Origin of the sequence: Rhodococcus sp. NPDC019647 (assembly GCF_044389235.1) — a bacterium.
Taxonomy (GTDB): domain Bacteria; phylum Actinomycetota; class Actinomycetes; order Mycobacteriales; family Mycobacteriaceae; genus Rhodococcus_F; species Rhodococcus_F oxybenzonivorans.
In genome coordinates, this window is sequence record NZ_JBIRXS010000016.1 from 116869 (window position 1) to 131040 (window position 14172).

The following is a 14172-nucleotide window of genomic DNA, read 5'->3' on the forward strand; positions in this document are numbered from 1 at the left end:
GCCCCGGACCCGTCAGGAAATCCACTCCCACTCGGCGGTGCGCACATCCGACTCGGGCTCGCGGCTCAAGCGCACCCGGAGATGCCGGTCGGCCAACTGCTCGACGATGCCCTCACCCCACTCGACCACGACCACCGCTTCGGCCAGGTCGGTGTCGAGGTCGAGGGCGTCGAGTTCGTCCAAGGCGTGCGGACCGCTGCCCCCGAGACGGTAGGCATCCACGTGCACCATGCCCACCGGAGTCCCGCCGCCGGGACGCACCCCCGGACGATGTTCCCGGGCGATCACGAATGTGGGCGATGTCACTCTTCCCTGAACACCGAGACCGGCAGCAATCCCCTTCGTCAGTGCGGTCTTTCCCGCACCGAGAGGTCCGTCGAGGATGATCAGATCCCCTGGTGCCAAATCCCGGGCGAGATCACGCCCGAATCTTTCGGTGTCGGCGGCTGTCGGCAACACCACGGTCCCGCTCACCGCCAGCACTCTGTCTTCGGCAGACACGAGACCTACCGCCCACCGACATAGGTCCGCACGGTCCGCCCACGCACTCCGGTCACCACCTCGTAATGGATGGTGTCGAGCTTGTCCGCCCACTCCTGGGCGTGTGGTTCACCGTGATCACCGTTGCCGAAGAAGACAGCGGTGTCGCCCTCGCGGACGCCGCCGCCGTCCGGTCCGAGGTCCACGACGACCTGGTCCATGCACACCCGTCCGATCCCCGGACGACGCTCCGAACCGAGCAGGACTTCGAATCGTCCGCTGAGCGAACGGGGAAGCCCATCGGCGTACCCGAACGGCAACAGCGCCACCACGGTGTTCCGCGGCGCTATCCACTGATGGCCGTAGGACACGCCCTCACCTGCAGCCACCTTTTTCACCAGCGCGACGCGCGAACGCAGAGTCATCGCAGGACGCAGCCCGAATTCGCCGAGTTCGGGGGCTGGCGACAGTCCGTAGATCGCAATGCCGGGGCGCACCATGTCGAAACGAAGATCCGGGCGCGTGAGAGTGGCCGCGGAGTTGGACAGGTGCACCACCTCGGGAACCAGGCCGTGGCGTTTGGCGTCGGCCACCGCGCTCGACAACCGGTGACACTGGGCGTCGATCACCGCATGATGCGGCTCGTCGGCGTGCGCGAGATGCGAGAAGATGCCTCGGAGCCGTACCGCGCCCTCGGCCTGTGCACGCGCCAAGTCGATGAGAACCTGCGCCAACTCGTCGGGCGCGACGCCATTGCGGTTCAATCCGGTGTCGACCTTGATCGTCACGGTCGCCGGGGTGCCTACCTCCCGTGCCGCGGCCACGACGGAGGCGAGGTGCCGCGGTGACGACACCCCGAGCTCGACGTCCGCTCGAATAGCGGGGGCGAAGTCTGCGTCGACGGTGTGCAGCCAGGCGAGGATCGGTGCGCCGATACCTGCCCGGCGCAACGTGAGGGCCTCCGAGACCGTTGTCACGCCGAGTTCCGCCGCACCGGCCGCGAGCGCCGCGCGCGCCACTGGGACGGCGCCGTGGTTGTAGCCGTCCGCTTTGACAACGGCCATCACTGCCGCGTCGCCGGCTTTCTCGCGCAAAATTCCGACGTTGTGTGCAATAGCGTCCAGATCGACCACTGCTTCGGCCTGCGGGTCCGGCGTCGCGTGGGCGGAATCGGCGGGCTCGACCCGGCCGTGTTCGTCCGACGGTACTGCTTCGGCAAGCGTCATACCTCCGATCCTGCCATTCACCGATGGACCGCCATTTCCTCGGGTGACACACCTGCACGGAGAACTCTGATCGACTCCCTCAGATGAGCGAGCAGATTTCCTGCGGAGATCGGCGCCGTCCCGCGTCCCGCTGCGAGATCTCCCCGGCCACCGCGAGCCGCCACGTTCGCCGCGAGCGAGTGCGCGCGTGCCCCCATCGCAGCCGCCCGGTCCGGGACTGTCCCCGCGGCCAGCAAGGCCCCCACAATGCCCGCCAGAACGTCCCCGGCACCCGCCGTGGCAGACCACGAACCGCCCGCCTCGTTGACGAATACCTGCCCACCCGGCGCCGCGATCACCGTGGCGCGGCCCTTGAGGAGGATGTACGTCCCCCACTCCGCCGCCAGCGACCTGGCGGCCGCGACTCTGTCCGGTCCGGGATCGCTTCCGGTGATGCGTGTGAACTCACCTGCATGCGGGGTCAGGAGGGTGGGCGCCGACCGGGAGCGCACCAGGCCGGGGTCTTCGGCCAGCAGGGTGAGACCGTCCGCATCCACGAGGACGGGAACGTCGGTGTCCAGCACGGCCCGCAGGGCACGACGTGCCGCATCGTCGGTGCCCATACCGGGACCCACCACCCACGACTGGACCCGTCCCGCTTTCGCGACGTCCGTCGTCGCGATCACCTCCGGCCAGTGAGCCAGCACCTCCGACGCGCCCGGACCTGCGTAGCGGACCAAGCCGGACGTGGCCGAGACGGCGGCCCCGGTGCACAACACTCCCGCGCCGGGATACTGCTCACTCCCGGCGACCACGCCCACGACGCCCTGCGAATACTTGTCGTCGTGCGGACCGGGCACCGGCCATGCCCCTCCCACTTCGGTCGCATCGAGCGACGTGATCCCGGCATCACCGAGCGTCAACCCGATGGGTATCACCTCGACGCGCCCGCACTGCGCCGCAGCCAGGACATGTACCGGTTTCAGCGCACCGAACGCCACGGTGACCGCCGCCCGTACCGCGGGCCCCTCGACGGCACCCGTCACCGGGTCCACCCCGCTGGGCAGGTCCGCAGCAATGATCGGCGCCTCCATGGACGCGACCAGAGTCGCCGCGTCAGGGCGCAGGGCTCCCCTCCCGGATATCCCGACGATCCCGTCGATCACCAGGTCGGGCGTGCCGACTTCCTCCAGCGCGCGGGCTGTTCGTCCGCCTGCTCGCCGGAAGGCCGCCAGTCCGGCCCGATGCGCCTTCTCGGGTTTCAGCAGCACGGCGGTGACCCCGACTCCACGCTTACGCAAGAAGGTGCCGGCCCAGAGGGCGTCGCCTCCGTTGTCCCCGGAACCGACCAGCAGCAACACGGCCCGCCCGGCGACTCCCCCGGTCCGCGCGCGCAACTCCGCAACCACCACGCCCGCGAGTCCGTGCGCTGCGCGTCGCATCAGAGCGCCGTCGGGCAGGGATGTCAGCAGCGGCGCCTCGGCCGCTCGGATCTCGTCAGGGGTGTAGTAGCCCCGCATGGGCACTCCTCGTCCGGAACGGTCGGTACCGAGGCAAGACTACGCTCGACGGCATGCGTGAACGTGCAAGGTCCCGGATCGTCGGAGTCGCTCTGGCCGCAAGCATTTCGGCCGCGGGTGCGCTCGCCGGCTGCAGTTCGGAATCCGCCGGGGTGAACGAGCAGCCCAGCGGTCCGGTCGTCGAGGTCGCCGACATGGCCTTTTCGCCCGCCCGGCTCACGGTACGGGTAGGTGAGACTGTCACCTGGGATTTCGACGATCGCGGCGTCACCCACGACGTGGCGGGCGTCGGTGAGGCGAAGGGCGTACTGCGCAGTCCTCTGATGCAGACGGGCAGCTTCACCTACAACTTCACCGAGCCCGGAACCTACGAGTACACCTGTTCCCTGCACCCCGACATGCGCGGCACCATCGTCGTCACCTGAGCGGAGCCATTATTCGACCGTGACGGACTTCGCGAGGTTTCGGGGCTTGTCCACGTCGTACCCGCGCGTCTGCGCGACCTCGGCGGCGAAGACCTGCAACGGCACGGTCGAGAGCAACGGCTGCAGCAACGTCGGCGCCGCCGGAATCTCGATCAGGTGGTCGGCGAACGGCCGCACGGCCTCGTCGCCTTCCTCCGCGATCACGACGGTCCGCGCACCGCGGGCCTGAATCTCCCGGATGTTGCTCAGCAGCTTCGAGTGCAGCACCGCGCGACCCTTGGGAGAGGGCATCACGACGATGACCGGCAACCCGTCCTCGATCAACGCGATCGGGCCGTGCTTGAGTTCACCGGCGGCGAAGCCCTCGGCGTGCATGTACGCCAGTTCCTTGAGCTTCAGCGCGCCCTCGAGCGCCACCGGATAACCCACGTGCCGGCCGAGGAACAGCACCGTCGACGACGACGCCAGTTCCCGAGCCAACGCACGGACCGGACCCACCGTCCCGAGGACCCTGCTCACCAGCTCCGGCATCGCCTCGAGATCGGCGTACTCGCGCGCCACCTCGTCCGGGTACTTGGTGCCGCGCGCCTGGGCCAGCGCCAAACCGACGAGGTAGTTCGCGGTGACCTGCGCAAGGAACGCCTTGGTCGACGCCACGCCGATCTCCGGACCGGCACGGGTGTAGAGAACCGCGTCGGCTTCGCGGGGAATCTGGGCACCGTTGGTGTTGCAAACCGCGAGGACGCGCGCCTTCTGGTCTTTGGCGTGCCGCACAGCCTCGAGGGTGTCGGCAGTCTCACCGGACTGGGAGATCGCCACCACGAGCGTCGAGCGGTCGAGGACGGGGTCGCGGTAACGGAACTCGCTGGCCAGCTCCACCTCGACAGGCAGCCGGGTCCAGTGCTCGATTGCGTACTTGGCGAGCAGACCCGAGTGGTACGCGCTGCCGCACGCGACGACGAAGACCTTGTCGACGTCGCGCAGCTCCTGATCCGACAACCGCTGTTCGTCGAGGACGATCTTGCCGTCCGAGAAGTGCCCGAGGAGAGTGTCGGCGACGGCAGCCGGCTGCTCTTCGATCTCCTTGAGCATGAAGTAGTCGTGGCCACCCTTTTCGGCAGCAGCGAGATCCCAGTCGATGCGGAACGGGCGGCCCACAGCGACCGTTCCGTCGAAGTTGAGGATCGAGTAGCCGTCCGCGGTAATGGTCACCACCTGGTCCTGGCCCAGCTCGACCGCATCCCGGGTGTGCTCGATGAATGCCGCGACGTCGGAGCCGAGGAAGGTCTCGCCCTCACCGACACCGATGACGAGCGGAGTCGAACGACGCGCGGCCACGATGATGTCGGGATGGTCGGAATGGGTGAAGACGAGGGTGAACGCTCCCTCGAGGCGGCGGAGCACACTCAGTGCGCTCTCCACGAAGTCCCCGGCGGTCTCACCGGACGCATAAGCCCGCGACACCAGGTGCACCGCGACCTCGGTGTCGGTGTCGCTGGAGAGGTCGACGCCCGCCTGCTCGAGTTCGGCGCGCAAAGGCGCGAAGTTTTCGATGATGCCGTTGTGTACGACGGCGACGGTTCCGGTCGTGTCCCGGTGCGGATGCGCGTTCCGGTCAGTCGGGCGACCGTGCGTGGCCCACCGGGTATGCCCAATCCCCGTGTGCCCGGCGAAATTCTCGGCACCCACCTCGTCGAGTTCGGCCTCCAGGTTCGACAGACGACCGGCCTTACGCTCGACGGCCATACCGCCCTTCCCGTCGAGCACGGCGATCCCTGCAGAGTCGTATCCGCGGTATTCCATCCGCCGCAAAGCCTCCACCACAACAGACAGAGCCTGCCGGTGGCCGACGTATCCCACGATTCCGCACATGGTTCATCAGGGTACTTGGACCGGACGGTGCGGCGAAGTCGGACACCAACGCGACGCGGGGACCGGGGACTCCGTCCCTGTGTGGTCGGCGCGGGGACTCCGTCACTGTGTGGTCGGCGCGGGGACTCCGTCCCTGGGGAGGTGATCGGATAACGTTCTCTCCGTGGCGCCGAAACTGAAGAACCTGGCCCGTGAACTGTCGAAGCGGGGACCGCACCGCGTGCTGCGGGGAGACCTCGCGCTGGCTGGACAGCCGGGAGTCGTCTATACACCCGAGTCCGGCTTCAACTTGCCTGCGGTGGCGTTCGCGCACGGGTGGATGACCGGAGCTGACCACTACCGGAACACGCTGGAGCACCTTGCGTCCTGGGGCATTGTCGTCGCCGCGCCCAACAGTGAGCGGGGCCCGGTGCCTTCACACCTGGGCCTCGCGACCGATCTGCGGGCCACTCTCGACATTTGTGTCGGTGTCCGGCTGGGACCCGGCCAGATCAGTGTTCAGCCGGATCGAGTGGCCTTTGCCGGCCACGGTATGGGTGCGGGCGCGGCGGTGCTCGCCGCAGCACAGCGTGACGTGACCGCGGTGGCCGCATTGTTCCCGGCGCCGACCGCCCCGAAGGCGGAGAAGTATGCGCCCAAGATCACAGTTCCGGGGCTGATCGTGGCGGGCGCGGATATCGACACCATGAACAGCAACGCCAAGGCCCTCGCCGAGGCGTGGGGCGGCGAATCCGTACTGCGCGCCGTGGACGGCGCAACGGATTCGGGGTTGACCGAGGGGCGTCGACTTCTCGGCGCACTCGGCATCGGTGGATCCGAGCGCAAGACGCAGCAGGTGACGCGGGCGTTGCTGACCGGGTTCCTGCTCTACGAACTGACGAATGACAAGAAATACGCGGCCTTCGCGGACGCCGAGGCGCACATCCCCCGCACCACGGTCGTCGATCCGCAGGAGATCAATACGGACGCCGGCTTCCAGGGACTGATTCCCCACATCTGAGCGTTCTACGACGGCTCCGGCTGTTCCGGCGTTACTCGACCAGCCAGCTCCGGGGACGATAGAACTCGTCGTCGTCCTCGGCTGCTCTGTGACCAGGTGCGACCGCGTCCGCCGCCGTGCTCGTGTGTGCGGGGTGCCCCGCTAGCTGCCGTCGTCGCGTGGCTTCTGCCTCGTCTCGCACCCGCTGCTCTTCCAGTCGTCGTCGAAACAGCGCGAGTTCCGCCCTCATCTGCGCACGTCGAGCGCGCAACTGTGCGGCCCGCTCGCTCACAGCGGTCCGGCCTCGGCGAGTTCTGCGCCGCTGTCGAGCGCCGCCGACGGGCCGCTGGCAAGCTCCGGTGCTGGTGCAGGTGCGGGTGCGGGTGCAGGCTGAGGCTCAGGGACTGTGAGCGTTTCCGGAAGCGGCTCGTTCTGCACGGTCACGGGCTGCGGACCAGGTGCGGTGGTGGGCTCCGGTGGCGGCGGCTCGGCCTCGTGATGTTCAGGTTGGCCGACGTCGGGAGCGGCGGGCGGTCTGGCGTCGACAGCGCCGGTCTGCGGCACGTCGGTGCCGGACGCGGGCTCGGGCGCAGCCGCCGCCTGGTGCAGCGGGTCCTCCCCCGAACGGGTTTCTGCGAAAATCTGAGGCAGGCCGTTCGGACCGATCTCCACACCGAAGCGCGACGTGGCGCCTTGGCCGTCGATGATGTCGAGGTGAACTCCGGCACCGTCTTCATCGACGACCAGAGTCCATGACTTGCCGTCGAGCTTCAGCTCGAGGCTCTTGTCCGAAGTAGTAGACACCGCTTGTCCGCCCTCGCCGCCAACACCCGGATCGCGCTCGTCCTCGAGGTCGGGCTCCTCCTCCGCCCTCACATCCCCGTCATCGTCTAGGCGGGTGAGAGCCGACACCGCCTCCTCTATCAGTGGACGGATGAGCGACCCCAGGTCGCCGAGTCCACCGGCCAACCCCTGCACCGCCCCGGGGAGGTCGCCGACCCCGGTCATTCCCCCGATGCCGGGAACACCGGCAAGACCCGGCACACCGGCCAGACCTGGCACAGCGCCGAGACTCGGCAGCGCGGGAGGAGAGGCCGCGGGCAGGGACGTCGCGGGTTCGGTGTGTACATCCCGCGTTCCCACTCCTACGTCCCGAACTCCTAGGTCCCGAACTCCGTTGCCGGAACCGATCGGCGCCGTCATCGGTGCCGGGTGGGCGGTGCCACTCGGAGTCGTTCCCGTCGGCGAACTCCATCCCGACGGTTGCCCAGCGAATCCCCCAGGCGCGGTGTCAGTGGGTGCACTGGCAGGAGCTGTCGGCGCAGCGTCGACGGGAGTTCCCGGGGCGTCGAGAGGAGGCGGAGCGGGAGAGTGCCCCGGAGCGGTGCGATCCACGGAGCGAATATCGCTGTCCGACTGCAACATTCCGGCTTCGGCGATCACCGCCGCATACGACGCTTCCACGGTGTCTGCGCAGGCCTCGCACGCGGCCACGAATTCGCGCTGTTTCTCTTCGTAGACCGGCCGGAAGTGCGCGTCGAGCCACGCGCGGGCAATACCTGCCGCGCGCTTCACGACGTCGTCTCGGTCGAGCCACCGCAGAGCGCCGCCTCCCCCGTCCTTGTACAAGCCGTTGATGTGCCGGTAGTCGTCGTCGGCAAGTTCGGGGAACCAGTACGACGCGTCTTCCATGCAATCCTTGGCGACGGAGTTGTCTCCATCCCGGCCGTGCACGGCGATGTCGGCCAGCACTGCGATTTGGGCTGCGCTGTATCCCGCGACAGTGGACTGGTGCAGCGACACCACCCTGTACGCCTTGTCCGTCACTGCGGCGCTGAGGGTGAGGTTCGCTTCGAACAGCACGTCGACCAGTCCGCGTAACCGGTCGACATCGGCCACTGCCCGGGCATTCCGGCGGCCCGAGGCATCGATTGCGGCGGCGGCTGCATCCCCACTCCACGCGGCGCTGACCGCAGCAACACACGCCTCGTGCTCCTCGAGTTCCCTGCGTGCAGAGTCGAGGGTGTGCTGCAGCGTGTCGATGTCCCGGCCCAGCACGTGAAGGTTCATTCCCCGCTCGGCGTCGAACCGCGCGTGGTACTCGGTGATCGCGCGGCCGTCGTACTGAAGCTTCTGTGCGGCAGGAAGGAACATCTCGAAGAACTCGAGCCCCCGTGCTCCGAGGTCCAGCATGTCGTCTGGGACATTGAGCGAATCCGGTCGCAGACAATCCTCCAAGTGGAGGCGGTCGGCGGCAGCAGATCGGGCATCGCTCCCATCCGCGAGGAGTGCGCTGTAACGCTCGTCGGCGAACGGCGTGCGTTCGCGTCTGTCGATGCCGTACGCGTCGAAGTAGGGCTGCCACAACGCCACATCCTCTTCGCGGGACGAGGCCCAGGCCTGAAGGAGCTGCTCCTTGTAGTCGCGGCTCAGCGTCGGATCGTCCATCAACGAAGCCGGATCCGTCGTCACGGAAGCACCCGGTCGAGGCCGTCGGCAAAGGCACCGTCCGTGCCTGCATAACGCGTGGCGCCGGCTCGGAAGTTGTTACCGATGGTCTCCGTGTCGGTTGCCCACTCGTCGAGTGCCACGGACACGACTGCGAGTGCGTTCCGTAGCTCGTCGCCGAGAGGACAGTAGTCGCGTCCGGCCTGCACACCGCCGAACTCCAACCGGCCGGCGTCGATTGCCTCCTGCCTCAGCACCTCCGCTGAGCGCACCATCCGCACGCCAACGCTCGCCACCGCCCTGACGTCGACCTCGAGTCCATCGCTCATGCCCCCACCCTCTCTTCACGACCTACTGCTTTAGACGCGCCGGCGCGCCGATCGGTTCCCCACAACCGACCGATTCGCTGCGCCACTCAGACCGAGGCGACCGTACCTGCCAGCTTGTCGGCGAGGCGTTGAGCCAAGTCGAGGTCCGCTGCCTCCACCATCACGCGCACGAGCTGTTCGGTTCCGGAAGGTCGCAGCAGGACACGACCCTGATCACCCAGCGTCCGCTCCGCCGCCGCCACGGCATCCAGAACGACGGGGGATGCGGCCACGGCACGCTTGTCGGCGACTCGCACATTGACCAGCACTTGGGGAAGGGTCGTCATCGCCGATGCCAGTTCCGCGATCGGCCGCCCCGTCTGTGCCATTCGGCCCATCAATCGCAGGCCGGTCAGAATCCCGTCACCGGTGGTACCGAACGCGGGCAACACGACATGCCCCGACTGCTCACCGCCGAGAGTGAAACCGCCCGCCCGAAGTCCTTCGAGCACGTAGCGGTCACCGACCGCGGTGGTGATCAGCGAAATACCCGCCTCGCGCATTGCGATGTGTAACCCCAGGTTGCTCATCACAGTGGCGACCAGCGTGTTGTCGACCAACTCGCCGCTGTCGCGCATGCCGAGGGCCAGGACCGTCATGATGGCGTCACCGTCCACCAGGGAGCCACCGGCGTCGACCGCGAGGCAGCGGTCCGCGTCCCCGTCGTGCGCGAGGCCGAGGTCTGCGCCATGCTCCACCACGGCCTTCTGCAGGCTCTCGAGGTGCGTGGAGCCGCAGTTGTCGTTGATGTTGAGCCCATCCGGCTGGGCGTTGATCGCGATGACCTTCGCGCCGGCGGCGCGGTAGGCGGTCGGCGCCACAGCCGAGGCGGCGCCGTGCGCGCAGTCGACCACGACGGTGAGGCCGTCGAGGCGGTGAGACAGGGCCTTGGCCAGGTGTTGCAGATACCGATCGGCGGCGTCCGCAACCACTCGCACGCGCCCGATGCCGGCTCCGGTGGGCGCTCGCTTGGTCGTCGTGCCGACGGCGACCGATTCGATACGGTCCTCGACTTCGTCGTCGAGCTTGTGCCCACCCGCGGCGAAGATCTTGATTCCGTTGTCGGGCATAGGGTTGTGCGAGGCGGAGATCATCACACCGAGTGCAGCGTCGAGCTCTGCCGTGAGGTAGGCCACCGCAGGAGTGGGGAGAACGCCGACGTTCAAGACGTCGACACCCGCCGACGTCAAACCGGCGACAACGGCTGCTTCGAGCATCTCGCCGCTGGCCCGCGGGTCACGGCCGACCACAGCGGTGGCACGCCCCGAATCCGCTGATGCCAGCACCGTGGCAGCGGCAGATGCGATCTGCAACGCCAATTCGGCGGTCAGCTCTGTATTCGCCAGCCCGCGAACCCCATCCGTCCCGAACAACCGCCCCATAGACCAGACCCCTTGTACCTCGGAAACCACTACATCTCGGATAAAGCGCGAGAGCAGGCGTCCGGTAACGATGGACGCCTGCTCTCGGGAAGAACAGGTGCCGAAGCCGTCCCCTGAGGGCGGCTTCGGCGACACATCAGCGCTTGGAGTACTGAGATGCCTTACGGGCCTTCTTCAGGCCGTACTTCTTGCGCTCGACGGCGCGGGCGTCACGGGTAAGGAAGCCGGCACTCTTGAGCGCCGGACGGTCCTCGGGGGTGACCTCGATGAGCGCGCGGGCAATGGCGAGACGCAGTGCGCCGGCCTGTCCGGACGGTCCGCCACCGTGGAGCAGGGCGACGATGTCGAACGACTCGGCACGCTCGACCGTGACGAGCGGGGCCTTGATCAGCTGCTGGTGCACCTTGTTCGGGAAGTAATCCTCGATGGTGCGGCCGTTGAGCTTGAACTGGCCGGAGCCCGGGGTCAAACGGACGCGGACAACCGCTTCCTTACGACGACCGACGGTCTGGATGGGCCGATCGATCACGATCGGGGCCTGCGGAGCAGCAGCGGCCTCGATGTCCTCGGCAACCTCGGGCTCTTCGACGGACACGTACTCGTCCGCCGCGACCTCGACAGCCTCGGTGATCTCTTCGGGATTGGACACGTTCTGCTCCTCCGGCGACGTCACTGGGCCACCTGCTTGATCTCGAATGGCACCGGCTGCTGCGCGGCGTGGGGGTGGTTGGGGCCCGCGTAGACCTTCAGCTTGCTGCTGATGGCGCGACCCAACTTGTTCTTGGGGAGCATGCCGACGATGGCCTTCTCCACGAGGCGGTCGGGGTTCTTGTCGAGAACCTCGCCGACGGAGCGGGACTTGAGACCACCGGGGTGTCCGGAGTGGTGGTACAGGAACTTGCCGTCACGCTTGTTGCCGCTGATGGCAACCTTCTCGGCGTTGATGATGACGACGAAGTCGCCGCCGTCAACGTGCGGTGCAAAGGTGGGCTTGTGCTTGCCGCGCAGCAAGTTGGCTGCTTGGACGGCAAGGCGGCCGAGCACCACGTCAGTGGCGTCGATGACGTGCCACGTGCGGGTCACATCTCCGGCCTTCGGGGTGTACGTAGACACAGAACTTCCTCGTCTTGTTCAATCCGCTGCTGGCCATTGCGTATCGTCGAGCGATTCCCGGCGGCCAGTTGAGACCCGAGAACCGCCAGCCACTGTGGCATGAAGACACAGCGACGCACGGCACGCCAACGGAGAACGATACCGGTCGCGGCGCCTCCGGGTCAAAATTCACTCGGCGAGCGCGTCAGCCAGCTGTTCGACCGCCCAGGTCAGCTCGTCACGTTCGACCACCAGCGGCGGGGCGATACGAATCGTTCCCTCGTGCGCATCTTTCGCGAGCACACGGCGCGCGAGAAGTCGTTCACACACTGCCCTCGCGGAGGGCATCCCCTGGGCCAGTTGCACACCGGCCCACAGCCCACGCCCCCGTACTTCTGCAACATGGCGGACAGGCAGCTCGCGCAGCATGCCGTGCAGGTAGGCACCCAACCGGCGGCTGCGCTCCTGGTATTCCCCGGTTTCGAGCAGCGCCACCACGGCACTGCCCACAGCGCACGCGAGGGGGTTGCCACCGAAAGTGCTTCCGTGTTGCCCGGGCCCGATCACGCGCATCACCGGCCAATCGGCGACGACCGCCGAGACGGGGACGAGGCCACCGCCCAGCGCTTTGCCGAGAACGTAGATGTCGGGTGTCACATTCTCGTGATCACAGGCAAAGGTCTCCCCCGTCCGGCCGAGTCCGCTCTGGATCTCGTCCGCGATCATGAGGACGCCGCGACGCGTGCACACTTCGCGCACCGCCGCGAGGTAGCCAACCGGGGGCACGAGGACGCCTGCCTCCCCCTGGATCGGTTCGAGCAGCACCGCTACGGTGTCGTCGGTTATCGCCGACTCGAACGCGTCGGCGTTCCCGTACTCGACGGAGACGAAACCTGCGGGATACGGCCCGAACCCGGTGTACGCGTCCGGGTCGGAGGAGAATCCCACGATCGAAATGGTGCGGCCGTGAAAGTTGCCGGAGCAGGTGACCACCTCTGCTCGCCCCGGCGGCACCCCCTTCACGTCGTACCCCCACTTGCGGGCAAGCTTGAGCGCCGTCTCGACCGCCTCTGCGCCGGTATTCATGGGCAGCACGGCTTCTTTGCGACACAATCGGCTCAGGTCTTCGCAGTACTGCGCGAAACGGTCGTGCTGGAACGCACGACTCGTCAAGGTGAGTCGGCCCAGTTGTTCGCGAGCGACGCGCACGAGCGCAGGATGTGCGTGGCCGAAGTTGAGGGCCGAGTACCCCGCGAGGACATCGAGATAGTCGACGCCGTCGACGTCCTTGACCCAGCAACCTGTGCCCGACTCGATCACGACGGGCAAGGGTGAGTAATTGTGCGCGCTGTGGTCCTCCGCCCGGTCCAGCTGCTCACGCGTGGCGCCGGATACCGACACGACACTTTCCGACATTGGTCCTCACCTCTCAGCTTCCCATCTTGCAGAACTGGCGATACCCGCGCAGTTCCATTGTGCTGCATTTGATTCCGCCGCCAGATTTCAGAAATTCCGAATAGTCCACCGGTACCGGGTCGTAGCCGCGGTCCACCAGCTGATCCGACAGCCGCGTCGCCTGCGCGGGCAAGACGACATGGAGTCCGTCGCTCACCAGGTTGAGGCCGAGCCACTGCGTATCGCTCTCCTCGGCGATCACCGCGTCCGGAAACATCCGGCGCAACAGGAGGAGGCTCTCCGGAGAGAAGGCGGCGGGAAGGTAGGCGATGGTCGCATCGTCGAGTACTCCGAGAGCGGTGTTGAGGTGGTAATAGCGCGAATCCACCAGAGTCAGCGGAACTACAGGACGCCCGAGATGCGCGGCAGCCTCCGCATGGGATCGAGGGTCGGACCGAAAGCCGGTACCCCCGAGAATCACGTCACCGACCACGAGGAAATCGCCCTCGCCCTCGTTCACGAAACGCGGTGATCTGGGTCTGAGCAGTCCGTTCTCGCGGAACCACCGCAGGACGTGGCCCGCTTCCGCTCGCCTCTGAGCACATCGGTAGCGGGCGCCGAGAGCGACACCGTCGACCACCACGCCACTGTCGGTGACGAACACCATGTCCGGGAGCCCCTCGACGGCATCGATGACCACGACCTCGTGACCCAGCGCTCGATACGTGTCCACCAGGGTGCGCCACTGCGCGAGTGCCCGGGGCCGATCGACCTGCTCGCCCGGACTCATCCAGTCGTTGATCGCGTAGACGACATCGAAGTAGGTGGGCGGACACATCAGGTAGTTGCGGGGGTATCCGCGCCGGTCGGCACTCGCCACAGGCCCGGTCGCGTCCCCCACTGCACTTCCCGGGCCGATATCCACAGTCGGTGGCACGTTCCCCCCGTTCTCCGATGGTGCTGAGAGAAAGTATCCGCCCACCCTCAGCGACAAACAATGCGCTAG

General features: G+C 67.3%; 13 protein-coding genes. 2 read left to right on the plus strand and 11 right to left on the minus strand.

Annotation, left to right across the window (positions count from 1 at the left end; all coding sequences use genetic code 11):
* Positions 1-12: 12 nt before the first annotated feature.
* The 3 genes from tsaE to ACH49N_RS24960 are packed head-to-tail and all read right to left on the minus strand — an operon-like array spanning position 13 to position 3205.
* On the minus strand, positions 13-501 hold the full coding sequence (gene tsaE / locus ACH49N_RS24950; protein ID WP_159925673.1) for a tRNA (adenosine(37)-N6)-threonylcarbamoyltransferase complex ATPase subunit type 1 TsaE: 489 nt from the start codon (positions 499-501) through the stop codon (positions 13-15).
* Positions 502-506: 5 nt separating this feature from the next.
* On the minus strand, positions 507-1706 hold the full coding sequence (gene alr / locus ACH49N_RS24955; protein ID WP_159925671.1) for an alanine racemase: 1200 nt from the start codon (positions 1704-1706) through the stop codon (positions 507-509).
* Between the two features lie 17 nt (positions 1707-1723).
* Positions 1724-3205 (minus strand): NAD(P)H-hydrate dehydratase, encoded by a 1482-nt coding sequence (locus ACH49N_RS24960; protein ID WP_159925669.1) that lies wholly within the window; start codon positions 3203-3205, stop codon positions 1724-1726.
* Positions 3206-3258: 53 nt separating this feature from the next.
* Here ACH49N_RS24960 and ACH49N_RS24965 point away from each other — a divergent pair, with 53 nt between their 5' ends.
* Positions 3259-3630 carry a cupredoxin domain-containing protein gene (locus ACH49N_RS24965; RefSeq protein ID WP_358275139.1) on the plus strand — a complete coding sequence of 124 codons (372 nt, stop codon included), beginning with the start codon at positions 3259-3261 and terminating at the stop codon, positions 3628-3630.
* A 9-nt stretch (positions 3631-3639) separates the two neighbouring features.
* Here the strand turns inward: ACH49N_RS24965 and glmS are convergent, their stop codons facing one another.
* Positions 3640-5502, minus strand: a complete 1863-nt coding sequence (gene glmS, locus ACH49N_RS24970) for a glutamine--fructose-6-phosphate transaminase (isomerizing) (protein ID WP_159925665.1) — start codon at positions 5500-5502, stop codon at positions 3640-3642.
* Positions 5503-5665: 163 nt separating this feature from the next.
* Here glmS and ACH49N_RS24975 point away from each other — a divergent pair, with 163 nt between their 5' ends.
* Positions 5666-6502 carry a dienelactone hydrolase family protein gene (locus ACH49N_RS24975; RefSeq protein ID WP_159925663.1) on the plus strand — a complete coding sequence of 279 codons (837 nt, stop codon included), beginning with the start codon at positions 5666-5668 and terminating at the stop codon, positions 6500-6502.
* Positions 6503-6769: 267 nt separating this feature from the next.
* On the opposite strand, the gene ACH49N_RS24980 is transcribed toward ACH49N_RS24975, so the two are convergent.
* The 7 genes from ACH49N_RS24980 to ddaH form a co-directional block, all read right to left on the minus strand.
* Positions 6770-8953, minus strand: a complete 2184-nt coding sequence (locus ACH49N_RS24980) for a hypothetical protein (RefSeq protein ID WP_358275137.1) — start codon at positions 8951-8953, stop codon at positions 6770-6772.
* Positions 8950-9258 (minus strand): type VII secretion target, encoded by a 309-nt coding sequence (locus tag ACH49N_RS24985; protein ID WP_358275136.1) that lies wholly within the window; start codon positions 9256-9258, stop codon positions 8950-8952. The genes ACH49N_RS24980 and ACH49N_RS24985 overlap by 4 nt, the downstream gene beginning before the upstream one ends.
* A gap of 86 nt (positions 9259-9344) precedes the next feature.
* Positions 9345-10679, minus strand: a complete 1335-nt coding sequence (glmM, locus tag ACH49N_RS24990) for a phosphoglucosamine mutase (RefSeq protein ID WP_358275135.1) — start codon at positions 10677-10679, stop codon at positions 9345-9347.
* A 136-nt stretch (positions 10680-10815) separates the two neighbouring features.
* Entirely contained in the window at positions 10816-11352 is a 537-nt protein-coding gene (gene rpsI / locus ACH49N_RS24995; RefSeq protein WP_159925653.1) for a 30S ribosomal protein S9, read from the minus strand.
* Entirely contained in the window at positions 11349-11792 is a 444-nt protein-coding gene (rplM, locus tag ACH49N_RS25000) for a 50S ribosomal protein L13 (RefSeq protein ID WP_109331545.1), read from the minus strand. Before rplM ends, rpsI begins: the two co-directional genes overlap by 4 nt.
* 168 nt (positions 11793-11960) lie before the next feature.
* Complete coding sequence (gene rocD, locus ACH49N_RS25005; protein ID WP_358275133.1) at positions 11961-13187, minus strand: ornithine--oxo-acid transaminase; 1227 nt, start codon at positions 13185-13187, stop codon at positions 11961-11963.
* A 13-nt stretch (positions 13188-13200) separates the two neighbouring features.
* On the minus strand, positions 13201-14067 hold the full coding sequence (ddaH, locus tag ACH49N_RS25010; protein WP_358275131.1) for a dimethylargininase: 867 nt from the start codon (positions 14065-14067) through the stop codon (positions 13201-13203).
* Positions 14068-14172 lie beyond the last annotated feature (105 nt).